General features: G+C 70.7%; 29 protein-coding genes and 1 pseudogene. 18 read left to right on the forward strand and 12 right to left on the reverse strand.

The window, feature by feature from the left end; genetic code table 11:
• Nucleotides 1–322 precede the first annotated feature (322 nt).
• On the forward strand, nt 323–577 hold the full coding sequence (locus M3Q23_02220; protein MDP9340928.1) for a hypothetical protein: 255 nt from the start codon (nt 323–325) through the stop codon (nt 575–577).
• 70 nt (nt 578–647) lie between these two features.
• Entirely contained in the window at nt 648–1,157 is a 510-nt protein-coding gene (locus M3Q23_02225) for a hypothetical protein (GenBank protein ID MDP9340929.1), read from the forward strand.
• Nucleotides 1,158–1,224: 67 nt separating this feature from the next.
• Here the strand turns inward: M3Q23_02225 and M3Q23_02230 are convergent, their stop codons facing one another.
• Both M3Q23_02230 and M3Q23_02235 read right to left on the reverse strand, forming a co-directional pair.
• Nucleotides 1,225–2,820, reverse strand: coding sequence for an MATE family efflux transporter (locus M3Q23_02230; GenBank protein ID MDP9340930.1), 1,596 nt, complete (start codon nt 2,818–2,820; stop codon nt 1,225–1,227).
• Nucleotide 2,821: 1 nt separating this feature from the next.
• Nucleotides 2,822–4,396: an alkaline phosphatase family protein gene (locus M3Q23_02235; GenBank protein MDP9340931.1), complete on the reverse strand. Its 1,575-nt coding sequence runs from the start codon at nt 4,394–4,396 to the stop codon at nt 2,822–2,824.
• Between the two features lie 231 nt (nt 4,397–4,627).
• Here M3Q23_02235 and M3Q23_02240 point away from each other — a divergent pair, with 231 nt between their 5' ends.
• Nucleotides 4,628–5,221: a PadR family transcriptional regulator gene (locus M3Q23_02240; protein ID MDP9340932.1), complete on the forward strand. Its 594-nt coding sequence runs from the start codon at nt 4,628–4,630 to the stop codon at nt 5,219–5,221.
• Entirely contained in the window at nt 5,218–6,339 is a 1,122-nt protein-coding gene (locus M3Q23_02245; protein ID MDP9340933.1) for an inositol-3-phosphate synthase, read from the forward strand. The genes M3Q23_02240 and M3Q23_02245 overlap by 4 nt, the downstream gene beginning before the upstream one ends.
• A gap of 200 nt (nt 6,340–6,539) precedes the next feature.
• Here the strand turns inward: M3Q23_02245 and M3Q23_02250 are convergent, their stop codons facing one another.
• The gene (locus tag M3Q23_02250) at nt 6,540–7,046 is read right to left on the reverse strand and encodes a hypothetical protein (GenBank protein ID MDP9340934.1); all 507 of its coding nucleotides are present in this window, start codon (nt 7,044–7,046) and stop codon (nt 6,540–6,542) included.
• A 44-nt stretch (nt 7,047–7,090) separates the two neighbouring features.
• On the opposite strand from M3Q23_02250, the gene M3Q23_02255 reads away from it, so the two are divergent.
• Both M3Q23_02255 and M3Q23_02260 read left to right on the forward strand, forming a co-directional pair.
• Nucleotides 7,091–8,545, forward strand: coding sequence for an MFS transporter (locus M3Q23_02255; GenBank protein MDP9340935.1), 1,455 nt, complete (start codon nt 7,091–7,093; stop codon nt 8,543–8,545).
• Nucleotides 8,546–8,620: 75 nt separating this feature from the next.
• Entirely contained in the window at nt 8,621–9,373 is a 753-nt protein-coding gene (locus M3Q23_02260) for a hypothetical protein (GenBank protein ID MDP9340936.1), read from the forward strand.
• A gap of 17 nt (nt 9,374–9,390) precedes the next feature.
• Here the strand turns inward: M3Q23_02260 and M3Q23_02265 are convergent, their stop codons facing one another.
• Genes M3Q23_02265 through M3Q23_02275 form a run of 3 tightly spaced genes read right to left on the reverse strand, consistent with a single transcriptional unit; the run spans nt 9,391 to nt 11,388 of the window.
• Nucleotides 9,391–10,611 carry a GNAT family N-acetyltransferase gene (locus tag M3Q23_02265; GenBank protein MDP9340937.1) on the reverse strand — a complete coding sequence of 407 codons (1,221 nt, stop codon included), beginning with the start codon at nt 10,609–10,611 and terminating at the stop codon, nt 9,391–9,393.
• On the reverse strand, nt 10,612–10,860 hold the full coding sequence (locus M3Q23_02270; protein ID MDP9340938.1) for a hypothetical protein: 249 nt from the start codon (nt 10,858–10,860) through the stop codon (nt 10,612–10,614).
• A gap of 12 nt (nt 10,861–10,872) precedes the next feature.
• Nucleotides 10,873–11,388, reverse strand: coding sequence for a S26 family signal peptidase (locus M3Q23_02275; protein MDP9340939.1), 516 nt, complete (start codon nt 11,386–11,388; stop codon nt 10,873–10,875).
• Here M3Q23_02275 and sodN point away from each other — a divergent pair.
• A complete protein-coding gene (sodN, locus tag M3Q23_02280) occupies nt 11,381–11,809 on the forward strand; it encodes a superoxide dismutase, Ni (protein MDP9340940.1) in 429 nt (142 codons plus the stop codon). The genes M3Q23_02275 and sodN overlap by 8 nt on opposite strands.
• A 63-nt stretch (nt 11,810–11,872) precedes the next feature.
• On the opposite strand, the gene M3Q23_02285 is transcribed toward sodN, so the two are convergent.
• A complete protein-coding gene (locus tag M3Q23_02285) occupies nt 11,873–12,148 on the reverse strand; it encodes a hypothetical protein (GenBank protein MDP9340941.1) in 276 nt (91 codons plus the stop codon).
• A 95-nt stretch (nt 12,149–12,243) separates the two neighbouring features.
• On the opposite strand from M3Q23_02285, the gene M3Q23_02290 reads away from it, so the two are divergent.
• The 6 genes from M3Q23_02290 to M3Q23_02315 all read left to right on the forward strand — a co-directional run bounded on the left by M3Q23_02290 (nt 12,244) and on the right by M3Q23_02315 (nt 17,291).
• Nucleotides 12,244–13,224 (forward strand): DUF933 domain-containing protein, encoded by a 981-nt coding sequence (locus M3Q23_02290; GenBank protein MDP9340942.1) that lies wholly within the window; start codon nt 12,244–12,246, stop codon nt 13,222–13,224.
• Nucleotides 13,225–13,300: 76 nt separating this feature from the next.
• Nucleotides 13,301–13,693 (forward strand): TOBE domain-containing protein, encoded by a 393-nt coding sequence (locus M3Q23_02295; protein MDP9340943.1) that lies wholly within the window; start codon nt 13,301–13,303, stop codon nt 13,691–13,693.
• On the forward strand, nt 13,690–14,442 hold the full coding sequence (gene modA, locus M3Q23_02300; GenBank protein MDP9340944.1) for a molybdate ABC transporter substrate-binding protein: 753 nt from the start codon (nt 13,690–13,692) through the stop codon (nt 14,440–14,442). The genes M3Q23_02295 and modA overlap by 4 nt, the downstream gene beginning before the upstream one ends.
• A gap of 4 nt (nt 14,443–14,446) precedes the next feature.
• Nucleotides 14,447–15,232, forward strand: coding sequence for an ABC transporter permease (locus M3Q23_02305; protein MDP9340945.1), 786 nt, complete (start codon nt 14,447–14,449; stop codon nt 15,230–15,232).
• Nucleotides 15,229–16,332, forward strand: a complete 1,104-nt coding sequence (locus tag M3Q23_02310; protein MDP9340946.1) for an ABC transporter ATP-binding protein — start codon at nt 15,229–15,231, stop codon at nt 16,330–16,332. The genes M3Q23_02305 and M3Q23_02310 overlap by 4 nt, the downstream gene beginning before the upstream one ends.
• 278 nt (nt 16,333–16,610) lie before the next feature.
• Nucleotides 16,611–17,291, forward strand: coding sequence for a hypothetical protein (locus M3Q23_02315; GenBank protein ID MDP9340947.1), 681 nt, complete (start codon nt 16,611–16,613; stop codon nt 17,289–17,291).
• Here the strand turns inward: M3Q23_02315 and M3Q23_02320 are convergent.
• The 3 genes from M3Q23_02320 to M3Q23_02330 form a co-directional block, all read right to left on the reverse strand.
• Complete coding sequence (locus tag M3Q23_02320) at nt 17,235–18,521, reverse strand: MFS transporter (GenBank protein MDP9340948.1); 1,287 nt, start codon at nt 18,519–18,521, stop codon at nt 17,235–17,237. The two genes, M3Q23_02315 and M3Q23_02320, sit on opposite strands and share 57 nt — an antisense overlap.
• 42 nt (nt 18,522–18,563) lie before the next feature.
• The gene (locus tag M3Q23_02325; GenBank protein MDP9340949.1) at nt 18,564–19,976 is read right to left on the reverse strand and encodes a CCA tRNA nucleotidyltransferase; all 1,413 of its coding nucleotides are present in this window, start codon (nt 19,974–19,976) and stop codon (nt 18,564–18,566) included.
• 91 nt (nt 19,977–20,067) lie between these two features.
• On the reverse strand, nt 20,068–20,544 hold the full coding sequence (locus tag M3Q23_02330) for a hypothetical protein (GenBank protein MDP9340950.1): 477 nt from the start codon (nt 20,542–20,544) through the stop codon (nt 20,068–20,070).
• Nucleotides 20,545–20,634: 90 nt separating this feature from the next.
• Here M3Q23_02330 and M3Q23_02335 point away from each other — a divergent pair, with 90 nt between their 5' ends.
• Entirely contained in the window at nt 20,635–21,555 is a 921-nt protein-coding gene (locus M3Q23_02335) for a glycoside hydrolase (protein MDP9340951.1), read from the forward strand.
• 11 nt (nt 21,556–21,566) lie between these two features.
• Here M3Q23_02335 and M3Q23_02340 read toward each other — a convergent pair.
• A pseudogene (locus M3Q23_02340) lies at nt 21,567–21,719 on the reverse strand (TfoX/Sxy family protein).
• A gap of 51 nt (nt 21,720–21,770) precedes the next feature.
• On the reverse strand, nt 21,771–22,856 hold the full coding sequence (locus M3Q23_02345; GenBank protein ID MDP9340952.1) for a type IV pilus twitching motility protein PilT: 1,086 nt from the start codon (nt 22,854–22,856) through the stop codon (nt 21,771–21,773).
• Between the two features lie 151 nt (nt 22,857–23,007).
• On the opposite strand from M3Q23_02345, the gene M3Q23_02350 reads away from it, so the two are divergent.
• The 4 genes from M3Q23_02350 (at nt 23,008) to M3Q23_02365 (ending at nt 26,357) form a co-directional block, all read left to right on the forward strand.
• The gene (locus tag M3Q23_02350) at nt 23,008–23,202 is read left to right on the forward strand and encodes a hypothetical protein (GenBank protein ID MDP9340953.1); all 195 of its coding nucleotides are present in this window, start codon (nt 23,008–23,010) and stop codon (nt 23,200–23,202) included.
• Between the two features lie 161 nt (nt 23,203–23,363).
• On the forward strand, nt 23,364–23,855 hold the full coding sequence (locus M3Q23_02355) for a YbaK/EbsC family protein (GenBank protein MDP9340954.1): 492 nt from the start codon (nt 23,364–23,366) through the stop codon (nt 23,853–23,855).
• Nucleotides 23,852–24,271, forward strand: coding sequence for an NUDIX hydrolase (locus tag M3Q23_02360; protein ID MDP9340955.1), 420 nt, complete (start codon nt 23,852–23,854; stop codon nt 24,269–24,271). Before M3Q23_02355 ends, M3Q23_02360 begins: the two co-directional genes overlap by 4 nt.
• A 10-nt stretch (nt 24,272–24,281) precedes the next feature.
• Entirely contained in the window at nt 24,282–26,357 is a 2,076-nt protein-coding gene (locus M3Q23_02365; protein ID MDP9340956.1) for a DUF6049 family protein, read from the forward strand.
• Nucleotide 26,358: the final 1 nt, after the last annotated feature.

Genomic DNA, 26,358 nt, shown 5'->3' on the forward strand with positions numbered 1-26,358 from the left:
TGTTCAGGCGGGCGGCGATCTCGTCGTTGTCCAGTCCCTGAGCCGCCAGCAGGACGATCTGGGCCCGGAAGACCTCTCGATACGGCAACGTATACTTCCGGGCCCGCACCTCCAGCACGCTCCGCTCATTCGCGGTCAGCTCAACCACGTACGGACTCTTCCTGGGCATGGCGACGACCCCTCCGGGGCCCGCGAGACCATACCGTATCACGCACAACTTACGCGAGTGTACTTATGCGGAGAGGTACTTAGGGAGAGTCGCCGGGCGACCACCTTGATCAACCGACCGTCGCCGGTTTCGTCCTGAAACCCCCTCACGGGGATGACCGTCGTGCTCGGAGCCGTGGGCGGGCTGGCGGCGCTCCTCCGGCCGGGCCGCCTGTGGGCCCTCGCCATCGCGGATGCCCTGGTAGCCACGGCCGTGGTCGCGTCGATGTTCGGCGTGGGCCTCTACGAGCTGGCCCCGCTGATGCTGCTGGGCGCCGCCACCATCCGCACCCCCCACCGTCCGGCGGCCACCAGCGCTCCTGTCGCGCTTGGTGAGGCCACCCCCGAACCGCAGCGCCGCACCGCCTGATCCGACCCCCGTTTCGCCCGCCCTCACCTGGGAAGGGTCTGCCTGACACGTGAATGGGGGAGGTTCGGTGATGGGCATCCTCGCGATCGTCGCGCTCCTGCTCGGCCTGGCCGCCGCCGGTGTTCTCGTCGACGTCGTCGTGGAGAACGGCTCCGGTCCGGCCCACGGCGTCGCCGTGTTCGGCCAGACCATGCATCTCTCCATCCGCGAGCTGGCCGTGGCGGGCGCGATCCTGGGCGCCGCGGTCGTGATCCTGGTCGCCGTGGGCCTGGCTCTCCTGGCCCGGCGGCGTGGACGCCGGCGCGCCCAAGGCACCGGCTGGCAACCCGATCGGCAGGAGCTCGAGCGTCGGGTGGAGCAACTGGCGGCGCGATCCCGCCTCCTGGAATCCCAGAACGCCTCGCTCAACCAGGAGAACCTGGCCCTGCGGCAGCGGGCCGAGGAGCTGGAACCCGCAACCGAGCGCTCGCCGGAGTTCGGTCCCGCCGGCAGCCAGGTGTCGAAGACGGCCCTGATCTCCGCACCCCCGCCTCCGGTCCCGCCGGGCGGCGGCGAACCCGTGGGACAGCGCCGACGGTAGCCGCGTAACGGCGCGAGGCCGGCCCGACGCAGAGACGCAGAGACGCAGAGACGCAGAGACGCAGAGACTACGTCCGGCTCAGCGCCCGGCCGGCCAGCGAGAAGACGGCCCGCCGCTCGCCCGGCTTGAGCCCGACCGCCACCAGGACCACCCCGTACACGATCGTCCCCACCAGGATCGACCCGCCCAGGTCGATCAGCCACTTCGGCCCGGCCAGCGCCAGGTGCATCCCCCACATGGCCAGCCCGCCCGCCACGGCCGGCGGCACCAGCCGCAGGAAGTGCCGGTCGAACGGCCAGATCTTCACGAAGTGGTGGACGAGGAGCAGCCGCGCCACGGCGGACGTCGTCAGCGTCACGGCCTCCGCGATGGCCGCACCCTTCATCCCCATCGACGGCGCCAGCCACACCGCCACGCCCACCGCCAGCACGAACGACAGCGCGTAGACCAGCAGGTCCCAGCCGGTCCGCCCCACCATGATGAGGATGAACCCGACCGTTCCCACCACCACCGGCACGATCAGCCCGATGATCAGGATCTCGAGGGCCGACTTCCCGGCAACGAAGTCCGGGCCGTACACGCGCATGATGGTCCCTGGCAGGATCGCCAGCGCCAGCAGGATCGGCATGGTGGTGGCCAGGCCCCACCGGGTCACGTTCTTGTAGAGCTGGTTCAGCTTCTCGTGCTCGCCCCGGTGGTGCAGGTCGGCCACGAACGGGCTGAACACCAGCGACAGCGAGGTCAGGAACAGCAGCAGCGACTGGCCGGTCCGAACGGTGGCGGCGTAGACCCCGACCTCATGGGACGGGCGGTAGTTCGCCAGGACGAACAGGTCGGTCCAGAAGAGCATCTGCGAGAACAGCGTGGCCGGCGCGCGCAGCAGCCCGAACCGCATGAGGGCACCGGTGTGCTCCTCCGGAATCCCGCCGCCGTCGGTGCGGGCGTCGAACCCGCGGGTCTCCCGCTCCCAGGCCCGCCAGGCGAAGAAGCACGCCGCCGCCCACGACAGGGCGTAGGCCAGCGTGGTGATGCCGGCGTTCTTGGCCACGAACCACCCGGCGAGGGCGATGACGATCCATCCCACCGGCTGGCCGATCCAGAAGATGTACAGCGTGTGCCGCATGATCTTCAGGCCCCGGGTTCCCCCCAGATAGGCCCAGGTCACCGCGGCGAAGGGGATGGCAAGGGCCGCGGCCCAGAACGCCAGCGTCCCCTGATGGCGCAGCCGCGAGGACACGAACACCCGGGCCAGAGGCCCGGCCAGCAGGAACACCGCCACGCCCAGCGCCAGCGAGACCACGGTCGCGATCACCGCCGACTTCCGCACCAGCGGCCGGACCCGCCCCAGCTCGCCCCGGCCCACCAGGATGGCCACCAGCCGCACGTTGGCCACGTCCATGCCGAACCGGGTCGCCGTCGACGCGATGAACGCGAACTGCGTGGCCACGGTGACCACGCCGAAGACCGCCGCGCCGAGCGACCGCGTCATGACCACCTGGGTGGCGAAGGTGGCCAGGACGCCGGCCCCCAGGCCGATCACGTTCTGGCCGGCGCCGCCCAGGATGTCGCGCTGGTCGGCGAACTGGCCGCGGGGGAGCACGGACTCCAGCGCCGTGCGAAATCCGCCGCGGCGCTTCACCGGCCGCTCGCCCGTGCGCCCCACGCTATTCCAGGTAGCCCAGGCCGCGGAGGTGCTCCTCCATCTCCTCGGCCTCCAGGTCGCCCACGGCCTGGCCCCCGTCCTCGGTGGCGGCCGCCGACGCATCGCCGGCCCGCACCGCGGCCTCCGCTCCCAGCACGGAGGTGAGCACCCGGCCGGTGTGGGCCACCGACGCCGGAGCGTCCAGCGCGGCCAGCACCGTCGGCGCCACGTCGACCAGGTTGGGCGATTCGGCGAACGCATCGGCCGCCACGTTCGGACCGGCCGCCACGATCACGCCCTCCATCCGGTGGTCGCCCGACACCCAGTCCGCCCTCTCCACCATGGCCTTGGCGTGGGTGAGGCTGTACAGCTCGGCCGGCTCGAACAGCAGGTCCGGCGCCCGGTCCAGGAACTTCCCCTTGAAGACCTCCTCGCGCCGCCACACCCGCTTCACCGGCGAGCGGCCCGTGTCCGGATCCTTGAACGACGCGATCCTCTCGGCCAGCTCGTCGCGGACCCGCTCGTAGTCCTCGGCCGGCACGATCCCGTCGACCTCGCGTCCGGCCAGGTTCACCGACACCCCTTCACCGGTGGACCGGATCGACGTGTACGCCCGCGTCTTCGCCCAGTTCACCGATTGGGGCAGCGACACCTTCCCGTGCAGGCCCAGCATGTCGTACACCTTCCGCGCCACGTTCCGGGCCCACCCCCACTGCATGGGCCCGAACACCGCCTGGCTGGCCGAGAACTGGAGATACCCGAGATGCCGCAGGAGTTGGTCCATGTGCACCGCCCGGGTGCAGGACTGGAACCCGTGGTCGGAGATGAACATCACCAGGTCGTCGTGGCGGGTCCGGGACAGCAGCGACCCCAGGGCCTCGTCGAGCATCCGGTACACGTCCCGGACCCGCTCCGCCACCTTCTCCTTCGAGCGCGTCGCGTAGTCCGGGTGGTCGGGCGAGAGGTACTCGGACAGGCAGTGCTGGACCCGGTCCGTGGCGAAGAACACGAAGCATCCGAGGTCCCAGTCCGAGTCCGCGAGGCGCTCCATGGCCTTGATCCGGGCCCGGGTCACCGTGTTCACCTCGTCCAGGAACGCGTCCGGCCGGTTCCGGTACGTGGTCCACGACATCCCGTTGATGGGCCACGGGGTCCCGGCCTTCTCCAGATCGTCAGCCAGCGTCGAGGGGTACGTGAACGCCCGCCCCTTCGGCAGCACCCCGCCCGCGATGAGCCGCCCCCTGATCTCCGGCGGAGGAAACGTCAGCGGCACGTTCACCATCAGGATCTCCCGGCCGGCCGCCGAGAGGTCGGGGAGGAACGTGCGCTCCTTGATGGACTTGTAGGTCACCGGGTACTGCTTGTGCGTTCCCGGCACGCTCTCCAGGATGTCGAACACCCCGTGGTCGGCCGGATCGACCCCGGTGAGGAAGGACGGCCAGGCCGCCCAGGAATGGGTGGGGATGGTCGAACGCAGGACCCCCTTCGCGCCCCGGCCGATGAGCGCCGCCAGGTTCGGCAGCGCGCCCTGCTCCAGGAGCGGGTCGAGGATCCTCCAGTCGGCGCCATCCCACCCCACGAGAAGGACTCGAGGCATGTTCGTGTCTCCAGGTGTCGGTGGGCGCCCGCGAGCCGTCATCGCTCCCGCGAGCCCGACCAGTGTAGGAAACGGCACCGGTGGGCACCAATCCCGGCTCGAGCCGCCGCTCAGCGGGCGGTGCACACGCCGAGCCGAGCCCATGGTTGACGACCTCCCCGGGTACCCTGTATATATCGAGTCGATATATGGACCCGATATATCGGGTCGATCTATTCGGAAGGGACGAACGTGCTCGAACTCGCCATTCTCGGCCTGCTGAAGGAGCGGTCGATGCATGGATACCAGCTGAACCAGCGCCTCGCCGACACCCTGGGAGGGTTCTGGAAGGTGTCCTACGGCTCGCTGTACCCGACCCTGCGCCGCCTCGAGCGTGAAGGCGCCGTGGAGCCCGTGTTCGCCAAGGAGGAGGTCGGGCGGCGCAAGAACGTCTACCGCATCACCGAGAAGGGCGAGAAGCTCTTCTACGACCTGCTCCAGGAGGCCGGGCAGGAGTCCTGGGAGGACAACCGGTTCCGGGTCCGCCTGGCCTTCTTCAAGTACCTGAAGCCGGACACCCGGCTCCGCCTGCTGGAGAAACGGCGGGCCTACCTGGAGGACCGGCTGTCGTCGATCCGGGCATCGCTCACCAAGACTCGCGAGCGCATCGACGCCTACACGGAGTCGCTGATGAAGCACGGCGCCGACGCCACCGAGCAGGACATCGCGTGGCTGGACGGCCTCATCAAGAGCGAGCGCCGGAAGGTGCAGGCAGGCGGGACGGCGAAGGAGGGGGGCCGGCGCCGACCCAGCTCGAGTTTCCCCACGAAGGAGCGTGCAACGTGAAGAAGATCCGTCTGGCCATCGTCGGGGTGGGCAACTGCTCCGCCGCCCTCGTCCAGGGCCTGGAGTTCTACAAGGACGCCCCGCGGGGCGCCGACGTCCCCGGGCTCATGCACGTGACCGTGGGCGACTACCACGTGTCCGACGTGGAGGTGGCCGCGGCCTTCGACGTGGACGCCAAGAAGGTGGGCAAGGACGTCTCCGAGGCCATCATCTCCGAGCCCAACAACACCATCCGGTTCGCGGACGTCCCGCCGCTCGGCGTCGAAGTCCTCCGCGGTCCGACCCTGGACGGGCTCGGGAAGTACTACCGGGAGATCATCGAGGAGTCGGACACGTCGCCGGTCGACGTGGCCGCGGCCATGCGGGAGGCCGAGGTCGACGTGGTGGTCAGCTACCTCCCCGTCGGCAGCGAGCAGGCCACGCGGTACTACGCGCAGGCCGCCATCCACGCGGGCGCGGCGTTCGTGAACTGCATCCCGGTGTTCATCGCCTCGGACCGTGAGTGGGCGAAGAAGTTCGCCGACGCGGGACTGCCCATCGTGGGCGACGACATCAAGAGCCAGGTCGGCGCCACCATCATCCACCGGGTCCTGGCGAAGCTGTTCGAGGACCGAGGGGTGCCCGTCGAGCACACCTCGCAGCTCAACTTCGGCGGCAACATGGACTTCCTCAACATGCTGGAGCGGGAGCGCCTGGTCTCGAAGAAGAAATCCAAGACGCAGGCCGTGACCTCGCAGATCGGCCGGGACATCGGCAAGGACAACGTCCACATCGGCCCGTCGGACCACGTGCCGTGGCTGGCCGACCGGAAGTGGGCCCACATCCGGATCGAGGGCCGCGAGTTCGGCGACGTTCCGGTGACGGTCGAGCTGAAGCTCGAGGTGTGGGACAGCCCGAACTCCGCCGGCATCGTGATCGACGCCGTGCGGTGCGCCCGGGTGGCCCTGGACCGCGGGGTGTCCGGCCCGCTCATCGGGCCCTCGGCCTACTTCATGAAGTCGCCGCCGGTGCAGTTCTCCGACGACGCGGCCCGAGAGATGGTCGAGCAGTTCATCCTCGGCAACGGCGCCTCCAAGGCCGCCGACTGGAGCGAGTTCTTCGACGTCCAGCCGGCGTAGCGCCGGATCGATCAGCCGCGGGACCTCAACGACCCGACCGGGGGGCCCTCCGGGGAAGGGCGCCGGTGCGATGGGCGAGTTCGATCATCTGTTCGAGCCAGGCAAGGCGCTGGGCATGTGTGGCCGAGAGCCCCAGGGTCCACTGCACGCGGCGGTGCTCCTCCCAGCTCGCTCTCCAGTCACCGCGATCCTGGTGCTGCTCAGCCATCGTGCTCCTGACGGCGCTCCATGATCGCCTCCAACGCTTCGATGTCCAGCAGATCCTCGGGACGGCCGGCCACCCGCTTCAGGGCGATGAGGTCGGGGATGGAGGCCACCCGAGCCGTGGTCCCCGCGAGCTGGACCATCTCGGACCGGCCCCACAGCTCCTCGAAGTCGACCGGGTTGTCCGCGAACAGGTCCACCGAGCGCAGCGGGTTCGCCGGATCCCACATCGAGAACACCTGCATCCCCTGCTCTGCCATCCATCTGGCCCGGGTCTCCTCGTCGGCGAACTCGAACGGATCCACCGGCGCCCGGGGCCGCATCCCCAGCTCGACGAGCGTGTCGATGGCCTTCCTCGCGGCCGGCGGGGAGAGGTCGATCGCCAGGTCGAGATCGGCGGTCAGGCGGGCATGCCCATGGAGGACGACGGCCACCCCTCCCACGACCACGTAGCGAATATCGTTGCGGTTCAGCGCCTCGAAGATAGGCTCGAACAGCGGCACGGCCCGACTATAGAGTGCCGGATGAGCCGGCAGCCGGGGGGGCGATGAAGGGGTCGGCGGCGCGGGCGCGGGAAACCCTGCGCTCGTCCGACTTCCGGCGGCTGTTCGCGGCCCGGATCGCCAGCCAGCTGGGGGACGGGCTGTTCCAGGCCGTCATCGTGGCCGCGGTGGTGTTCTCGCCGGAGAAGCAGAGCACTACCGTCGGGTTCGCCAGGGCCACCGCCGTCCTCGTCGTCCCCTACTCCGTGCTGGGACCGTTCGCCGGCGTGTTCATCGACCGGTGGCGGCGTCGCCGCATCCTGGTCGTGACGCCACTGCTGCGGGCCGCCGCCGCGCTGCTGCTGCTCCCCGGAGCCGGCGCCGCCGTCCCTTTCTACGCCGGCGCGCTCATCGTGCTCTCGGCGAACCGCTTCTTCCTGGTCACCGCGGGCACCGTCACCCCCAAGCTGGTGGTGTTCGAGGACCTGCTGGTGGCGAACTCGTTGAACAGCGTGGGCGGGACGCTGGCGACGATCGTGGGCGTCGCCGCGGGCGGCCTGATGACGGACGCGTTCGGCGCACCCCCCACCATCGCGCTCACGGTCTTGCTGTGGGGGCTGGCGTCCCTCATCGCGTCGACCATCCGAACGAACCTGTCCGCGGCGCGGCGCCCGGAGGCGGCCCTGCGCCGGGAGCTGGCCCGGGTGGCCGGGGAGCTTCGCGACGGGACCCGCCGCCTGTGGAACACTCCGCGGGCTCTCGGCCCCATCACCTCCTATACCGTGGACCAGTTCCTCCAGGGCCTGATCCTGGTGATCTCGTTCGTGGTGTTTCGGGACCGGTTCCGGGAGGGCGTCGGCTCGTTCTCGTTCCTGATCGGCGCGTCGGCGGTGGGCGGGTTCGCCGGCATGGCCACCGTCGGTTGGCTGGAGTCGCGCCTGCGGAAGCCGGCCATGGTGGCGGTGGCGTTCCTGGTCTCGGGCATCCCGCTGCTCGCGCTGTCGGGGTTCATCACCAGGATCTCGGTGGTGGTGGCGAGCTTCTTCCTGGGGCTGGGGTTCGCCTGGAAGAAGATCCCCATCGACACGATGGTCCAGCAGGCCATCCCCGACGCGTTCCGGGGACGGGTGTTCGCCGTCTACGACGTGGCGCAGAACATGGCCCGGGTGGTGGCGGCGCTCATCGCCATCGCCGTGGTACGGAGCTCAACCGTCGGGCTCGACATCGCGGTGGCCGGCGCGATCATGGTGGCGTACGCGCCCGTGCTGCCGCGGTGGGTCCGCCGAAGCACCTCGCTGGAGGTCCGCTCGTACGCTGGCGCTCGCGCCGACGAGCAGCCGCGCTCGGTGGTGATGGCGGGGGTCGAGGAACCCGTGGAGGTGGAGCGGGCCTGGCGCGAGGAGCGGGCGGGCGCGCGGCTGCTGTGCTTCCAGCTTCGGCTGCCGGACGGCTCCCGGATCGAGGTGTCCCGGCCCGAGGACGGCGAGCAGTGGCGCCTGGACCGCGAGCTTCCGGCCTGACCGTCATGGAGCGAGCGGATCATCGCGTCCGTCCGTATCGGGTGGGGGCAGGCTGTCGCAACGGGCGAAGGTGGCGTGTGGGTCATCGACTTCTGGCGAGACACTGTTTCGAGGATCGACCCGGCGACGAACAGGGAGGTGGCGATCATCCCGTTGCGACTGCCGTTCGCGGTGTGTGAACATTGCCCCGGTGCCCACGACTTCCTGCCGTACGACCTGGCAACCGGCGCAGGCGGGGTGTGGGTAACGACGGGTCGGGGGGCGGTCGCTCGTATCGATCCTCCAAACGACTCCGTGGCTGCGTACATCCGGATCCGGGGTGAGACAGGAGACGTCGCCGTCGCCGAGAACCGAGTCTGGATGAGCGCCGGCGCCCTCGGCGTACGGGTAATCGATCCCGCCACGAACAGGGTCGTGGAGAAGATCCCCATCGTCGACGGGCGCCATCCCGTCCAGGCTGGCGTGACAGCGTTCGGCGGTACCCTCTGGGCGGCTGGGAACGACCTGCGACGCACGGGAGACCCGGGCAACCCTTACGAGCTGTCCAGTGGCGGCGGAGGCACCGTCGTCCGCATCGATCCCGTCAGCGCACGGGTCATCGCAACGATCCACGTCGGCCAGCACGTTTTCCTGCGGGCGGCAGATCAGGACTCGGCGTGGGTGCTGGTAGGTCCGCCCCGGCGCGACGACGTCTACCGGATCGACGCAGGGGACAATCGGCTCTCCGGCCCGTTCCATCTTCCCGGTGCGCTGCTCGCCGTCGGCTATGGATCGGGCTGGGTTTTTTCCGCAGACCACACGATCGAGCGAGTGGCCTTGCCTGGATAGAGGTTCCCGGAAGTTCCTCAGAACACGTGCGGGCACCACGGCGCCGGGTCCCAAGCGAACATGGCGCTCGCCCTGGCCAGCGCACCGTCGGTGCGCTCCTCCACCCGGCCCGCCGAGCCGAGCGTCCGGAGCGAGATCCCGCCCAGGTATGCCGCGCCGAGGTCGGCCGCGGAGAGCACCAGGTCGGGTTCCTCCGAGGTCTGCTCGCAGGTGGCGATGCCAGGCCCGCCTTCGAGGACGTAGCGGCCATCGTTCCACGGACACACCGGGTCGCGAACCTCGAAGGTCACCCGACCGGCCGCCGCGTACATCCGCGACGCCAGGGCCGTCGGCACATCCACCAGCCGGAACCACAGGCCGTCTCCGACCGTCAGGCGCAACCGGCGGGGATCCTCCAGCATGTGGAACAGCGGCTCGTCGGGAGGACGCCCGTGGCCCTGGATCCTGGCCACAAGGTCCACCCCCAGGCAGAATCGCCACAGGTCCCGATAGGCGTCGTCCGTGGCCGCGACAAGCTCATCGACCGCGAGCACGCCGGCCGGCGTCTCCTCCGGCCAATCGCCTCGGATGCGATACGCCACGTAGCCGTCGGAGCCGTCCCACGAGTCGTGCACCGCGAAGAACAGCGCCCCGAAACCCTCCCGTTCGTGCTCGGGGTCGTAAAACCGCGCCTCCCACCAGCCCTTGGGGCGGCTCATCATGCCCGGCCGGGAGGGCAGCGCTCGCTCGTAGATCGGACCGAATACGTCGAGCGCCTCCGCCCGGCTCACCAGCCGCACGGCGCCGGCGGGCTCGAACGGGCGGGCGAACGTCGCATGGCGCCGCTCGAGGTCGATGCGGCAATCCAGCGTGCCGATCCCGAACCCGAACCGACCGTAGATCCCGCCCTCGGAGGCACCCAGCGTCGACACGGCCTCGCTTCGCTCGTGCGCGTCGTCCAAGAGCGGACGCATCAGCTCGGTCATGACACCGCGGCGGCGGTGGGTCGGAATGACGCCGATCGTGGTGACGTGGGCAGTGGGGATCACCGCTCCCGGCACGGTCAGCTGGAACCGATACGCCGCGCCGATGCCCACCATGGTGGGGCCGTCGAACGCGGCCAGGCTGCGGCCCGGCTCGAACTGGATGCGGTGGGCCTCGATGTCCGATTCGGTCGGGTGCGCGCCGAAGGCCACGAACGCGGTCCGGATGTAGTCGTCGAGCTCAACGGGCTCGATGGCCCGGACCTCGAAGCCCACCTAGCGGGGGAGCTCGGGCCCGGCGTCCGGGCGCTTGGTGCCCTGGGTGGGGTAGCCGCGCCCGCCCCGCGGCCGCTCGGACTGCCGCAGGAGCTTCCGGACGCGCCACCGCAGGTAGTAGAAGCTCCCTCCCACCAGCAGCGCGACGGCCAGCACCACGGACACCACGATGATCAGCGTGACCTTGATGACCGCGCCGAGGATGCCGGCGACGGCGGCGATGAGCAGCAGGAGCAGGACCCACACCATCAGGCATCCATCCTACCGGCCGGGGCGCGCGATCGAGGTCCCCGTGGCATGCGTCCGGATGGGCCCGGCCCCCCGGGGCGGCCAGTACACGAACCGGACCCGGCCCACGATGGCCGTCCTCGACACCGGCCCGAACGACCGGCTGTCCGTGGAACTCTCGTGGTTGTCACCGACCACGAACCACTCGTCGGGCCCGAGCGGCCGGCCGCCGGGAAGCGCCGGGTCGCCCGGCCCACCCAGCACCCGCTTGACGAGCTCCAGGCCAGGACGCAGCGGGTGGGCCACCACCACGACCTGTCCCATGGCCACCCGGCGGGCCCTGGTGGCCACCGCCCAGTCCCCGGCCCGGAGCGAGGGGGCCATGCTCGTCCCCTCGATCTCGACCCGAAACGGCCGCCACCGCCACAACAGAGCGGCCACGGCGAGCGACGTCCCGACGGCCGCGGCGAGGCCGAAGCGGCCCGTTCGCGAGTGGTGATACGTTGTCCTGGTCTTGGTGTCCCGACCGAAAGGAGCGGAGATGCTCAACCTGGTGAGAGCTTTCCTCAAACCATCCCGCGTCGTCCACGCCCACTGTGATCTCCCCTGCGGCGTCTACGACCCCGCGCAGGCCCGGATCGAGGCCGAGTCGGTGCAGAAGATCCAGGACAAGTACGGCGACGCCGAGAACCAGAAGAAGCCCTCCGAGACCGTCGAGGACTTCAAGGCGCGCTGCCTGGTGATCAAGGAGGAGCGGGCCGACCTGGTGAAGCACCACCTGTGGGTGCTGTGGACCGACTACTTCAAGCCGGAGCACGTGGAGACGTATCCGCAGCTGCACGAGCTGTTTTGGAACGCCACCAAGGAGGCGGGGAACGCGAAGAAGTCCACCGACCCCGCCCAGGGCCAACAGCTCCTCGACCTCATCGGCGAGATCGACAAGATCTTCTCGGAGACCAAGAAGTCCTAGCGGCGTTCGCCGTTTCCGTTTGGGCGTTTTGCGTGGGCCGGGGGGCAAGACCCCGGCCCACGGTCATGCCCGGGGCTTGCGCGCCCGTCGCGCCACCCGGCTGGCCGCGTCCGCGGCGTGGCGGAACCCGTAGGTCACGGCCACTCCCACCACCACCAGGAAGATGGCTCCACGCAGCCCCGTGCGCTCGTAGCCCACCCACCCCACGAAGGCGATCGCCACGACGTTCAGGCCCAGCATCAGGGCATTCCACCAACCGGGACGGGGAGGCTCGTCGTCGTGGACGTCGTGGACCACGTGGAGATGCTCCCGCCCATCATCGCCGGGATCGCCGTTCACGAGGGCATGGTACGCCGCCTGGTCGGTGGCCCGGAAGGGCCGTTGAGGGTTCCGGTTGGTCCGCGTCGATGGCGCGCTGCTAGGCTCGCCGGCCGATGAAGGACGTCGGCCTGGCCGGGCTCCCCTACGCGGGGAAGTCGACTCTGTTCACCGCGCTGACCCGGGTCGGGGCGGCGGGTGGGCGGTCGAGCCAGGCCGTGGTTCCAGTCCCCGATCCCCGCCTGGCCGTGCTGGCCGATCTGGAGCGGTCCCGGAAGGTCGTCCACGCGCAGGTCCGGTTCGTGGACGTCCCGGGCGGCCTGACCGCGCAGGGTATCGCGGCCCTCCGCGAATGCGATGCGCTCTCGCTGGTGCTTCGCGGGTTCGGCCCCGACGCCGATCCGGCCGGCGAGCTGGAGCGGCTTCGGGCCGAGCTGCTCCTGGCCGACATGGCCGTGGTGGAGAGCGCACTCGGAAACGCCACCAGGCGGTCCCGAGCCGGACGGTCCGGTGGGCCGGAGGTTCCGGTCCTGGAACGAGCCGCCGCCGCGCTCTCGGAGGAGCGGCCATTGTCCGGCGTCGAGTGGGACGACGACGCGCGCCAGCACCTCCGCGCGCTGGCTCCGCTGACCCTGAAGCCGTGGGTCCCGGTGGTGAACCTGGAGGAGGGGTTGGAGCTCCCGGAGGGACTCCCGGATGGCGCGGTCGGGGTGTGGGCGTCGATCGAGGCCGAGACGGCCGGGATGCCCGAGGACGAGGCCCGCGCGTTGCTCGTCGAGTTCGGCGTGGAGGAGCCCGGTCTCGATCGGGTCATTGCGGCCTGCTACGGAGCGCTCGATCTGATCACGTTCCTGACCACCGGCGAGGACGAGACGCGGGCCTGGGAGGTCCGGCGCGGGGCCACGGCGCAGGATGCGGCCGGCGCCATCCACACCGACCTGTCCCGCGGGTTCATCCGGGCCGAGGTGGTGAGCTACGACGACCTGGTGGCCGCCGGCAGCTGGAACCAGGCGAAGTCCCGAGGCCTCCTCCGGGTCGAGGGCAAGGATTACCTCGTCCGAGAGGGCGACATCCTCCACGTCCGCTTCAACGTCTGACGACGCCAGCTTTCCGGGACATGATGCGCTGTTTCTCTGGCGAGAATGGCCGGAAAAGCTCTATGCTCTGACCTTCGTGGATGACGCGTATCGGATCGGGGAGGCGGCCGCGGTGCTCGGCGTGCGGGTCGAGACGCTTCGGCGGTGGGAGCGGTCGGGGAAGATCTCCAGCCGCCGGACCGCCGGCCGGCAGCGGCTGATCCCGGCGTCGGAGGTGGCCAGGCTGCTCGCGTCGCGGCGGGAGCGGCCGGTGCCGATCCTGGCCGCGTCGGCCCGCAACCACTTCCCGGGCGTGGTCACGGCGGTGAAGAAGGACAAGGTGGCGGCGACCGTGGAGATCCTGGCCGGGCCGCACCGGATCCTGGCGCTCATCACCCGCGAATCGGTCGACGAGATGGGCCTGAAGCCGGGGATGCGGGCCATCGCCACGGTCAAGGCCACCAACGTCATCGTCGAGGTCCCCGAGTGAGGCGGCTCCTCGCCGTCCTCCTGTGCTCGCTCGTCCTGGTTCCGGCCTGCTCGGGAGCCTCCAGCAACGACCGCCTCACGGTCCTGGCGGCGGCCTCCCTGACGGAAGCATTCCAGACCATGGGGAGGAACTTCGAGAAGCTACATCCGGGCGTGACGGTGCGGTTCAGCTTCGGCCCATCGGACGGGCTGGCCACCCAGATCCAGGGGGGGGCGCCGGGCGACGTGTTCGCCTCTGCCAGCGAGAAATGGATGGACGCAGTGGCCCAGAGTCCGGGCGTCGCGGACCGGTCCGACTTCGCGCGCAACCGCCTGGTGGTGGTGGTGCCGGCGTCGAACCCAGGACATATCGCATCGCTGAGCGACCTGGCCCGGCCGGGCGTGAAACTGGTCCTGGCGGCGGAGGGAGTTCCCGCGGGGGACTACGGGAGGGAGATCCTGGCGAATGCGGGGATCGTCGGGAAAGCCCTGGCCAACGTGGTCTCGAACGAGGTCGACGTGAAAGGGGTGCTCCAGAAGGTGGAGTCGGGGGACGCCGACGCCGGCATCGTCTATATCACCGACGTCACGCCCGACGTCGCCGGAAAGGTCACCGCCATCCCGATCCCGGACGACGTGAACGTGGTGGCCGCGTACGCGATCGGCGTGGTCGACGGGAGTCGCGTGGGGCCCCTGGCGAAGCAGTTCGTCCGGTACGCGCTCGGACCCGGCCAGATGGTCCTGCGGAGCGCCGGCTTCCTCCCGGCCTGAGCCCGTGGCTGCGGCCGCATCTTCGAGGCGTTCCTGGGCCATCCTGCTGGCGCTGCCGGCGGTGGCCTTCGTGCTGGTGCCGGTAGTCGGTCTGGCCGTCCGCGCGCCGTGGTCCCACGCCGGATCGAAGCTGACCGAGGCCGGAGCGTGGACCGCCGTCGCGGTCTCCCTGAAGGTGACGATCGGCGCGACCCTGCTGTCGCTGGCCGTGGGGTTCCCGGCGGCGTGGGCGTTGGCCCGGGTCCAGCTGCCCGCCCGCCGCATGGTCCGCGCCGTCATCGTGCTGCCGGTGGTGCTGCCCCCGGTGGTGGCCGGGGTGGCCCTCCTGGCCGTCCTGGGCCGATTCGGGTTCCTGGGGCGATTGCTGGCCCACGTCGGTGTGTCGCTTCCCTTCACGACCGCGGGGGCGGCGGTGGCCGCGGCGTTCGTCTCGGCGCCGCTGCTGGTGCTGGCGTTGGAGGCCGGCCTTCGGTCCCTGAACGTCCGGCTGGAGGACGCCGCACGGACCCTGGGCGCCTCCCGCTGGTACACGTTCCGCCGCGTCACGCTGCCGCTGCTGCGCCCGCACCTCGTGGCCGGGGTGGGTCTGGTGTGGGCCAGGGCCCTGGGTGAGTTCGGCGCCACCGTCACCTTCGCCGGGAACTTCCGCGGGACCACGCAGACCCTGCCGCTGGCGGTGTTCCAGTCGCTCCAGACCGATCCCGACGCCGCGATCATGGTGTCCGTCGTGATGCTGGGGATCTCGCTGGTGGTGCTGGTGGTCTTCGGCGGACGGCTCCTGGGCCGGTGAGCCTCCAGGCCGACGTCCGGGTCCGCCGCGGGGACGGGTTCCTGCTGGACGCGTCGCTCCGCGTGCCGGGGGGGCGAACGGTGGCGCTGCTCGGACCGAACGGCGCCGGGAAGTCCACGTTCGTGTCCGCCCTGGCCGGGTTGGAGCCGTTGCAAGAGGGCCGGATCGAGCTGGACGGAGCCACCCTGGAGGACTCGCGGACCGGCACGCGCGTGCCGGCGCAGGCCCGGCCGGTGGGGGTGGTGTTCCAGGACTTGCTGCTGTTCCCGCACCTGTCCGCGCTGGAGAACGTGGCCTTCCCGCTGCGGGCCCGGGGGGTGCAGCGAGCGGAGGCCCGTCGTTCGGCGCAAGCGCTGCTGGACCGGCTCGGCGTGGGGCATCGTTCGCGGGCTCGGCCGGGCGAGCTCTCCGGCGGCGAGGCCCAGCGGGTAGCCCTGGCCCGTGCGCTCGTGCACCAACCTCGGCTGATGCTGCTGGACGAGCCGCTGTCGTCGCTCGACGTCAGGGCCAGGGCCGAGATCCGCACGCTCGTCCGGACCACGCTGGCCGGGTTCGACGGGGTCCGGGTCCTGGTGACGCACGACCCGGTGGAGGCCATGACCCTGGCCGACGAGCTGGTGCTGCTGGAGGACGGCCGGGTCACCCAGACCGGGACGCCGGAGGAGATCCGGGCCGCGCCGCGGACGCCCTACGCCGCGGAGCTGGTGGGGCTGAACCTGTTCGCCGGCAGGCTGGTCCGGCTGGAGGACGGCGCTGGGCGGATCGAGACCGCCGACGGCGACATCGTCGTGGCCTGGCCGCCGGATGCCGAAGAGGCCGGGGAGGCCGGGGAGGCAGGAGCCGACGGCGTCCTGGCTCTGCTGCGGCCCTCCGACGTCTCGCTGTACCGCTCGAGGCCGGAGGGCTCCGCCCGAAACGTGATGCACGGGAAGGTCACGTCGGTGTCGATCGAGGCCGACCGGGCCCGCATCCGGGTGGCGTCGGCCCCCCCGCTGGTCGCCGAGGTCACCCCCGGCTCGGTCACGCGCCTGGGCCTCACTGAAGGCGTCGACGTCTGGGCCTCGTTCAAGGCCGTCGAGGTCACCGTGCTGCTGCCGTAGCCTCCCGCAGGAACCCCTCGAGGGCGCTAGCGGTCGATTGCCCGGCTAAGCGAATTGGCGCACCCAGGCGTCGGTAGGGGGAAGCGTGCGGGACGATCGACGAGAGGCCTTCGAGCAGCTCTGCCGTGAGGAGTACGCGGCGGTCCTCCGGGGCGCCTACCTGATAACCAGCGACAGAGAAGAGGCGGCCGACGTGGCCCAGGAAGCGTTCGCGCGAGCTTTCGAGCGATGGAGGTCGGTGTCGAAGCTCGACCGGCCCGGGTGCCTGGGTGCAACGGGTGGCGGCCAATCTCGCCATCTCGTGGCGGAGGCGTCGGCGGCGCCTGGCGCGGCTCCAGGTCCGATCAGAGACGGTCGCGACCGGCGGCCCCGAGGCTGCGGACCCCGAACTCATGGCGGCCATCCGGTCTTTGACCTCCGCGCAGCGCGCCGCAATCGTCCCGTGGAGCCTGGTCGCCGGGGAGGGCTACCTGTGGGTCCTGGACGGCAAGGGGTCGGTGGAGAAGATCGATCCTATGACCTCTCGGGTGGTCGCCGTGTTCGTCCACCAACTCCCCCTTTTCTCGGAAGGGACCAGCTTCGACTTCGCCGTGAGCGATGGCGGGCTATGGATCGCGCATTCCAATGCCATCACCGCTGACGACCATCTGATCAGGATCGATTCGCGCACGGGAGCAGTCACGAAGTCGATCGATCTTCTTGGGGCCACCGCGGTCGCGGTGAGCGCCGACGGTGTGTGGGCCACCACCGGACGATTCGTCACGGTCACCGCCAAGGCCATCCACCGCTATCCCGAAGGAGTGGTCCGAATCGATCCCACGACCGGCCAGATCGTCCAGCGAATCGCGGTTCGTGACCCGAGGGACATCGCCATCGGGGATGGGAGCCTGTGGGCGCTCAGCTCACCGCGGCGCGGGGTGCTCTACCGGATCGGCCCCCTCGACTCGAGCGGATCCTGACCGCAGCCGGCGCGGGGCGATCGCCGCGACGACAAGAAGCGGGATGAGCACCACCAGTACTGCCCACCTGGGGCCGGCCAGGTCGGCGACGCTGCCGTCGACCAGGGCAGCCAGCGGGCGGGTTCCCAGGAAGGCGATGGTCCACAGCCCCATGATGCGGCCGCGCATGTGGTCGGGGACCTCTTCCTGGAGCGCGGTGGTCCAGGTCGTGCTGGAGGCCAGGTAGCCGATCCCACCGATCACCAGCAGGACGAGGGCCGGCCAGAACGAGGGGATCCACGCGAAGCCGGCCATGCCGGCGGCGAACAACAGCATCGTGAGCGGCACCCTGCGGAACCGCTCCCGCGAGGGCGACCGGAACCACCGCCCCAGCAGGACCGCCGCCAGGATGGCGCCCACCCCGAACGCGGCCACGATGAGCCCGGCGTCGGCGCCGCGGCGATGGAACACCTGGCGGGCGAACGCGGGCCCCAGCGTCGCCACCGGGTCCGAGGCGATGGACACCGCGGCCACCGCCGCCAGCATCATCCGCAGGGACGGACTCCGCCACGCCATCGACATCACCTCGCGGATGGAGCCGCCGGTCCGCTCGGGTCTTCCCCCGGCAGGCAGGCGCAGCAGGAGCAGCGCCACGATCAGGGCCACGAACGACAGGCTGTTCAGGCCGAAGGCCCACGCGAACCCCAGCCAGGCGATGGCGGCGGCGGCGACCACGGGCCCGATGACGCGGGCCAGGTTGTAGGTCACCGAGTTCATGCCGATCGCCTGGCCCAGCCGCTGCGGCTCCACCAGGCGCGGCAGCAGCGCGCCCATGGTGGGGATGGAGATCGCGTACTGGACCCCGATCAGCGCCGCGACGACGATCACGGCCCACACGGTGACGTGTCCCGTCGCGGTGAGCAGGGCCAGGACGCCGGTCGCCGCGAGCGCCAGGACCTGCGTGCCGATCAGCAGCCGCCGCCGGTCGAACCGGTCGGCCAGGCGCCCGCCCACAAGGGCCAGGAACAGGACAGGCACGAACAGCGCCGCGCTGGTGACCCCGACCATGAACGACCGCCCGGTCAGGCGAAGGACCAGGACGCCCTGGGCGACGTTCTGGAGCCACGTGCCCGAGTTCGACACGATCTGACCGATGAAGAACAGCCGGAAGTTGCGGTTCCGGAACAATCCACGATGCGGCCCCCGGGCGCGCGAGGGCGACTCGGGTGCGCGGGTCTCGACGGAGTCCACTCCGGACGAGGCTACCGCGACACGTCGCCGAGGGCCGGAGGCCTACTCACTCAACCCCTGCTCCTTCGCCCACTCGTCGAGCAAGCGAAGCGCCTCTTCCTTGTCGATGGGGCCCTGTTCCAGGCGGATCTCCATGAGGTAGTCGAGGGCCTGGCCCACCAGCGGCCCGGGCTTCAAGCCGAGGTGCTCCATGACCTCGTTGCCGTCGAGCGCCGGGCGGAGCGCCTCCAGGTTCTCCTCCTCGGCCAGCTTGGCGATGCGGAGCTCCAGGTCGTCCTGAAGCGCCTGGAACTTCCGAGCCTTGAACGGGTCCCGGGTGGTGACGTCGGCCCGGGTCAGCTGGTTCAGCCGGTCCAGCAGCGGCCCCGCGTCACGGACATAGCGGCGCACGGCACTGTCGCTCCACCCCCCGCCGTAACCGTGGAACCGCAGGTGCATCTCCACCAGCTTCCGCACGTCCTCGATGACGTGGTTCGGATACCGCAGCGCGCGCAGCCGCTCCTCGGCCATCCGGGCCCCGACCACCTCGTGGTGGTGAAACTGCACGCCCTCCTCGGTATACGCGCGAGTCTTCGGCTTGCCGATGTCGTGCAGGAGCGCCGCCAGCCGCAGCACCAGGTCGTTCCGGTCGCAGTTCTCCACCACGGCGAAGGTGTGCCGCAGCACGTCCTTGTGCTTGTGCACAGGATCCTGCTCCAGCGACAGCTCCGGCAGCTCGGGCAGGAACTCCTCGGCCAGGCCGGTCGCCACCACCAGCTCCAGCCCCCGCGACGGCTGTTCGCCCAGGAGCAGCTTGTTCAGCTCGTCCTGGATCCGCTCCGCCGAGACGATGCGCAACCGCTCCCGCATGCGCTGCATGGCATCGATCACGCGCGGCGCCGGTGTCATCCCCAGCGTCGAGGCGAACCGCGCCGCCCGCAGCATCCGCAGCGGGTCGTCCGAGAACGCGACCTCGGGGTCGAGCGGCGTGTCGAGCGTCTTCGCGGCGAGGTCCTTCAGCCCACCGAACGGGTCCAGGAACTCCCCCTCGGGAAGCCGCACCGCCATGGCGTTGATGGTGAAGTCGCGCCGGGACAGGTCTGTGTGGATGTCCCTGCCGAAAGTGACCAGGGGCTTGCGTTCCTGCTCGGGATAGACCTCCTCGCGGAACGTGGTGATGTCGAACGTGCGGTCGCCCTTACGGGCGCCGACCGTCCCGAAGCGGACGCCCTGGAGGTACCGGCTGTCGGCCCAGCCCCGGATCAGGGCGATGGTCTCCTGGGGGTGGGCGTCCGTGGCCAGGTCGACCTCGGCGGCCTCGCCCGGCCGCCCCAGGAACCGGTCCCGGACCGCCCCGCCGACCATGTACAGCTCGTGCCCGGCCGCGCGAAAGCGCTCCCCCAGCTCGCGCACGAGCGGATCGACCTCGAGGACGGGGGGAGTGGGCTCCTCACCAGGAGAAGGGGGGTCGCCCATGACCGGGCCATGGTACCCCCGGCCTCGGCCCGGACGCGGATGCCAAACGGCGAGCTCGGGCGGCTCGGGTGGACCGGCCCGGTCGCGCGGGTCAGACGACGGGCGCGTTCCAGTCCACGACGAGCTTGGAGTGGTCCAGCGGATCGATCCGTACCGGGAGAAGAGCCCCTGGGGCGAGGCGAGCCATCTGGAAGCGAGGCACGGCCGCCCGGACCGTCGTCCGGAAGGGGTCCGATCCGGGGATGGTGACCTCGAGGTCGAGATCCGCCACGGGGCTGTCCATGCCGGCTCCCATGCCGGTCATGGTCATGCCGGCGTCCCGGACGGCAAGCAGCTTGGCCGTGGCCGGAACCCCTTCCGTCTGAAGGCGCGCCGCCTCGGCCTGCTGGGCCTGGACGTCGTGGAGGGCCTGTGTGGCCTGGGCCATCATCCCCGGGGCCTGCTTCATCATCTCGAGGGCGCCTTTCAGCCCGGTGGGCGCGCCCGACTCCCGCTGGAGCTCCTCGGCCTGCCCCTGGAGCTCCTTGGCGGCCTTCTTGGCCTCGCGCAGGTCCTTGAAGATGCCCATGACCCCTCCTCCGTGTGGGAACCGGGGCGAGTATAGGGGCCAGCGCTCGCTCCGCTCGGCCGCGGTCCGCGCGGCGGCTAGTCTGTCCCGGTGACCGAGATCCTGGTCGGGACCGCCGGCGGACTGCGCGTGCTCGGCGAACGGCCGCGGGCGATCCTGGAAGGACACGCCGTGGCCGCGCTGGCCCGAGCAGATGGAACCTGGTGGGCGCTCATCGACGGCCACGAGGTTTGGCGAGACGTCCTGGGAACGCCCGAGCGCGCCACGGCGATCCCGGCGCTTCGCGGGAACTGCCTGGTGGCCACCGAAGGCGGCACGCTGCTGACGGGAACTGCGGAGGCTCGGCTGTTCCGCATCGACGACGGAGCAGCGGAACCGGTCGCGTCCTTCGACCGGGTGGAAGGCCGGGACGCCTGGTACACGCCCTGGGGCGGCCCGCCCGACGTCCGGACGATGTCGGCCGGCCCGGACCGCGCCATCTACGCGAACGTGCACGTCGGCGGGATCCCCGTCTCGCGCGACGGCGGCGAGTCGTGGACACCGACCATCGAGGTCGATGCCGACGTCCACCAGGTCCTGGCCCGCCCGGATCATCCCGGCAACGTCCTCGCCGCGACGGCCTGGGGCTTTGCCGTGAGCCGCGACGGAGGCGACATCTGGGAGTTCGTCACGGACGGCCTTCACGCGGGCTACTCGCGGGCGGTCGCGCTGGCCGGGGACACGGTGCTCCTGACCGCCTCCACCGGCCCCCGGGGCCGGGCCCAGGCCGCCGTCTACAGAAGACCCGTCGACCAGCGCGGGGACACGGCGTTCGAACGATGCCGGGGCGGCCTCCCGGAATGGTTCGAGGGGAACATCGACTCCGGCTGGCTCGACGCACGTGGCGAGGAGGCGGCGTTCGCGGCGCCGGACGGGTCGGTGTGGGTGTCGACGGACGCCGGCCGGACGTGGGAGCAGGCTGCGTTCGACCTGCCCGAGCCACGCTGGGTGGCTCTCGCCGACTCGGACTAACCGGGCCGAGAGCGCACCAGGATCCCGCCCTGGCCGCTGGCCGCTACCGCCATGTTCCCTCCGATCGAGAAGGCCAGGCCGCCGAACATCTTCTGCTCGGCCACGCCCGTCTCGCCGGACAGGAGCTCGCGGATGCGGTCGGCCAGTTCCTCGTCGTAGGGCACGAAGGCCATGGTACCGGCACGAAGAACGGGGCGGTCTCCCTCGTGGGACTTCTAGGCGGATGCCGGCGCCCGGTACCGAGCGCCTTTCAGCACCAGCGTGAAGTCGTGGGGGTTGGACGCCGCCTCGCGCGCGTCCGCCTCGGTCACCAGTTCCTCCAGGACCAGCCGGACCAGGGCCTGGTCGAAGGTCTGCATCCCGTAGAACTCGCCCTCCGCCATGACGTCGGCGATCTCGATGGTGGTGGTGGGCTCCATGATCCGCTCCTGCACCCGGCCCGTCGCCACCAACACCTCCACGGCGGGCACCCGTCCCCGTCCGTCGGCGCGGGAGACCAGCCGCTGCGACACCACACCCCGGAGCGAGGCCGCGAAGGCCACGCGGACCTGGCGGTGCTGCTCGGGCGGGAACAGGTCGATGATCCGGTTCACGGTCTCGGTGGCGTCCACCGTGTGCAGCGTCGAGATGACCAGGTGTCCGGTCTCGGCGGCCTGGATCGCCGTGGCCGCGGACTCGGGGTCGCGGATCTCTCCGATGAAGATGACGTCGGGGTCCTGGCGGACCACGTGGCGAAGCGCCGCGCCGAACGACATGGTGTCGATCCCCACCTCGCGCTGGTCGATGATGGACAGCACGTCCTCGTGCACGACCTCGATGGGATCCTCGACGGTCACGATGTGAGCCCGCCGGGTCGTGTTGATGTGCCCGATCATCGAGGCGATGGTGGTGGTCTTCCCGGTCCCGGCCGGCCCGGTGATGAGCACCAGCCCCCGGTGAAGGTCGGCCAGGCTCCGGACCACGGGCGGCAGCCGGAGCTCGTCGAACGACGGGATCTCCGAGCGGACCCGCCGGATGGCCAGGCCCACCACGCCGCGCTGGCGGAACACGTTGATCCGGAACCGGCCCACGCCCGCCAGCGAGTAGCCGAAGTCAGCCTCGGCCGTCTCCGCGAAGCCGTCGGACTTGCGCATCGGCAGGAGGTCGGCAGCGATGCTCTCGGTGTCCCGCGAGGTCAGCGGGGGGAAGTCCGCCGGCCGGAGCTCGCCGTCCACCCGGTAGAACGGGGGCGACCCGACCTTGCAGTGCAGGTCGCTCGCACCCATCTCCACCAGGAGCCGCAGCAGCTCGGAGGCTTCCATCGCTCCCTTGGATCGGCCGGGGCCCCCGGAAACCTTAAGGGCGGGTTTGGCCTTGGCCCCGGTTGGACCGCCTTTTCCTGGCGAGTCGTGTTGCTCTGCGGAACACCGGGTACAAAGCGAGGGACCCCAACGACGCGGAGGTGACTGACACGTGGCGCAGGGCAACGGACGCATGAGCCGGGCGGAGGCCGGGCGCAAGGGCGGACTCACCACGAAGAATCGCTACGGCCCGGAGTTCTTCGGCCGCATCGGCCGCATCGGCGGCAAGAAGGGCGGCGACACCACCAAGAAGCGGTACGGCATCGAGTTCTACCAGCAGATCGGCCGCAAGGGCGGCTCCCGGTAACGCACGGCAGGGGCGGGCCCGCCACCCGCCCCCGGCCGGCAGGTCGAACCGGCTTGAAATCCTGAAGTTCCAGCAAGACGCAACGAAGAACGCTCGGCGCTGGCCAGCGCGGCCCACGCATGTGTCGGGGTCCAGCCGGGCCTACTGCCATACTTGCGCCGATGCGAACCAGCGTCGACGTCCACAACCATCTGGTGGAACGGGACATCGCCCACGAGCTGTTCAACGTGCGCGGACGGTTTCGATCCTCCGAGCGGCTGGCTTCCGTGCTGGACCTTCCCCCGGAACAGGTGGGAAAGGTCGTCGTGTTCGAGACGGACCGGGGGCCGCTGGCCGCCCTGGTCTCGTCGCAATCCGACCCCGACCCGAAGCGCCTGGCCCGGGCGGCGAAGGTGGAGCAGCTCCGCAAGGCCACGCAGGCCCGGAGCTCGCAGCTCTCGGAGTACCTCGCCGAAGCAACCCCGCCGGTCGGACTTCCCGAGCAGTTCACGGTGGTGATGGACCGCGCGCTAACCTCCGAGCCCGTCCTGTACTTCCCCGGAGGGGAGGCCACCGCCGTGCTGAAGGTCCGCGGGAAGGACCTCGTCCGCGCCAGCGGGGCCAAGGTGGCCCGGATCGCCTCGGAACGGATCGCTTCGGAACGGAAGGGATGAGGACCAGGGCCGAGGTCTCGGCCGGTGGCGTGGTCTTCCGGGACGGTCCGGAGGGACCCGAGGTGGTGCTGGCGTCGCGGCGCACCAAGCGGGGCGACCTGGCGTGGGGCCTGCCCAAGGGACAGATCGAACCAGACGAGCGTCCGGAGGAGACGGCCGTGCGGGAGGTGCGGGAGGAGACCGGGATCGACGCCGACATCGAGCGGGACCTCGGCGAGATCTCCTACTTCTACGTGTGGGATGGCGCGCGGGTCCGAAAGCGGGTGCGGTTCTTCCTGATGCGGGCGACCGGCGGGGACGTCTCCCGGCACGACCACGAGATGGAGGAGGTCCGGTGGATTCCGTTCCGGGAGGCGCTGCGGATGGCGTCCTATGGCTCGGAGCGGGAGATCCTGGAGCGCGCCGGCCTACAATGACCGGGCCGCCATGAGACGGCTCGCCGCATCCCTCGCCGCCACCCTCGTGCTCGCCGCCCTCGCACCGGAGGTGGCCGCGCAGACCATCACCGGGGAGGTCTCCCTGGTCCTGGTCCGGCAGAGCCCCTGGAACACCCTGGAGCAGCCCCTGCTCCGGCTGGGCGTGCGGGCCACCAACCACGGCACCGCACCGCTCACGAACCTCTCCCTCGGCATCACCGTGTGGTCACCGGTTCGCTCCCGGACCGCGTACAAGCTGTCGCTGACCGGGAACCCGGCCGACTCCGTCTTCCTGTTCGGCGAGACCCTGGGACTCAAGGGCACGCTGGAGCCGGGGGAAACGCGGACCTTCCTCCTCCAGCCGATCGACCTGTCGGTCTTTCCTCACGACCTCGCCTCCAGCGGGCAGAGCGCGATCTATCCGCTGGTGCTCGACCTGCGCTCCGACGATGCCTCCCTGGCCACCATCCGCTCCCCGATCATCTTCCTGGTCTTCCCGCAGGGGCAGCATCGCGCCCTGACCCCGCTGCGGCTGTCGTGCACGTTCGTGCTGGACAAGCCCATCCTGTACGGCCCCGACGGCGTGTTCGACGCGGACGCCGTGCGCGTGCTGCTGGCCCCGGGCGGGAGGATCCGCCAGGAGGTCAACGGGCTGGGGGGGCTGGTCACGGAGCCGCACCCACCCGCGATCGACCTGGTGCTCTCGCCCATGCTCCTGGACCAGCTGGACCGGCTCCAGCACGGCTTCACGGAACGGGCCGGATCGACCGAGCAGCACGTGGCGGCGGGCCAGGGCGCGTCCGGCGAAGCCGCCTCCCTCCTCCAGCAGATCAAGAAGATCGCGGCCTCGCCGACGGTGGAGCTGTCCGCGCTGCCGTTCGCCGACCCCAGCGTGCCGGCGCTGGTCGCGGCGGGCCTGGGCGGGGACCTCTCCACCCAGCTGGAGCGAGGCCGCCAGGAGGTCGAAGCCGTCACCGGTGTCACGCCGGACCGGGACGTGGTGCGCCCACCCCACTCGAAGCTCGACCAGGCCTCGCTGTTCGCCCTGTGGCAGCAGGGGTTCCACGTGTTCCTGGTGGACCCCGAGCTCGTGCGGAACCGCCCTGCCCAGGAGAAGGACTTCGCCCAGCCCGCCACCACCGCGCTCCAGGTGTCGCCCACCGAGACGGTGACCGCGATCATCCCCGACGCCGACACGCAGGGCCTGCTCACGTCCGACACGCTGGCCCAGGACCCCCGGCTGGCGGCGCAGTCGGTGCTCGGCGAGCTGGCCCAGATCTGGCTGGAGCGTCCCGGCGTCGAACGCTCCCTGGCCATCAGCTTCCCGGAGACCCTCCCGCTTCCCGGGGACCTGTTCGCGCCGCTGCTGCCGCAGATCGGGGCGGCTCCCTGGCTGACCCTCCAGAAGGCCACCACCATCGCCCGGAACTTCCCGCCCCCGTCCGAGCCGGCGTCCCTCGACCCGAACACCGGCGCGACCTTCCCCGATTGGTACGTCGGGACACTGCGCTCGGTCCGCACGGACATCCAGACCTACCGCTCCATCCTGGTGCGGCCGAACCCGCTCCCCGACCGCCTGGAGACCACGGTCCTGCTGGCGGAGTCCGACTCGTTCACCGACCAGCACCTGGCGGGACGGCGCTTCCTGGACTCGGTGCGGGACCGGCTGGCCACGGAGTTCGACAAGGTCCGTCCGAACATCTCCGACCCCGCGCGGACGCTGGCTTCCCGCAACGGCATCATCCCGGTGGGCATCACGAACGGGACGGGCTACCCGGTCAGGGTGTCGGTTCGCCTGGTGTCGAACCGGCTGTCGTTCCTGCCCGCCGATACCCAGGCGATCCGACTGAGCGGGGACTCCGCGACCCTGCTGTTCCACGTCCAGGCCCGCACCACCGGGCGGTTCCCGGTGCAGGTGCAGATCCTCACACCCACCGGGGTCGAGCTGACCCATGATGAGCTGGTGGTGCGATCGACCGCCTACAACCTCGTCGCGCTGATCATCACCATCGGGGCTGCACTGTTCCTGCTGGCCTGGTGGGGGAGACGGTTCCTGCCGCGTTTCCGGGCCCGGACTCGCGAGTGAG

Source organism: Actinomycetota bacterium (genome assembly GCA_030774015.1).
GTDB lineage: Bacteria > Actinomycetota > UBA4738 > UBA4738 > JACQTL01 > JALYLZ01.

Bases quoted from the DNA above. Each gene is read 5' to 3' on its own strand.
- M3Q23_02345 (MDP9340952.1), bottom strand. From the start codon at position 22,856: ATGGAAGCCTCCGAGCTGCTGCGGCTCCTGGTGGAGATGGGTGCGAGC.
- M3Q23_02220 (MDP9340928.1), top strand. From the start codon at position 323: ATGACCGTCGTGCTCGGAGCCGTGGGCGGGCTGGCGGCGCTCCTCCGG.
- M3Q23_02365 (MDP9340956.1), top strand. From the start codon at position 24,282: ATGAGACGGCTCGCCGCATCCCTCGCCGCCACCCTCGTGCTCGCCGCC.
- M3Q23_02325 (MDP9340949.1), bottom strand. From the start codon at position 19,976: ATGGGCGACCCCCCTTCTCCTGGTGAGGAGCCCACTCCCCCCGTCCTC.
- M3Q23_02255 (MDP9340935.1), top strand. From the start codon at position 7,091: ATGAAGGGGTCGGCGGCGCGGGCGCGGGAAACCCTGCGCTCGTCCGAC.
- M3Q23_02355 (MDP9340954.1), top strand. From the start codon at position 23,364: ATGCGAACCAGCGTCGACGTCCACAACCATCTGGTGGAACGGGACATC.
- M3Q23_02225 (MDP9340929.1), top strand. From the start codon at position 648: ATGGGCATCCTCGCGATCGTCGCGCTCCTGCTCGGCCTGGCCGCCGCC.
- M3Q23_02290 (MDP9340942.1), top strand. From the start codon at position 12,244: ATGAAGGACGTCGGCCTGGCCGGGCTCCCCTACGCGGGGAAGTCGACT.
- M3Q23_02330 (MDP9340950.1), bottom strand. From the start codon at position 20,544: ATGGGCATCTTCAAGGACCTGCGCGAGGCCAAGAAGGCCGCCAAGGAG.
- sodN (MDP9340940.1), top strand. From the start codon at position 11,381: ATGCTCAACCTGGTGAGAGCTTTCCTCAAACCATCCCGCGTCGTCCAC.
- M3Q23_02235 (MDP9340931.1), bottom strand. From the start codon at position 4,396: ATGCCTCGAGTCCTTCTCGTGGGGTGGGATGGCGCCGACTGGAGGATC.
- M3Q23_02360 (MDP9340955.1), top strand. From the start codon at position 23,852: ATGAGGACCAGGGCCGAGGTCTCGGCCGGTGGCGTGGTCTTCCGGGAC.
- M3Q23_02270 (MDP9340938.1), bottom strand. From the start codon at position 10,860: ATGGTGTGGGTCCTGCTCCTGCTGCTCATCGCCGCCGTCGCCGGCATC.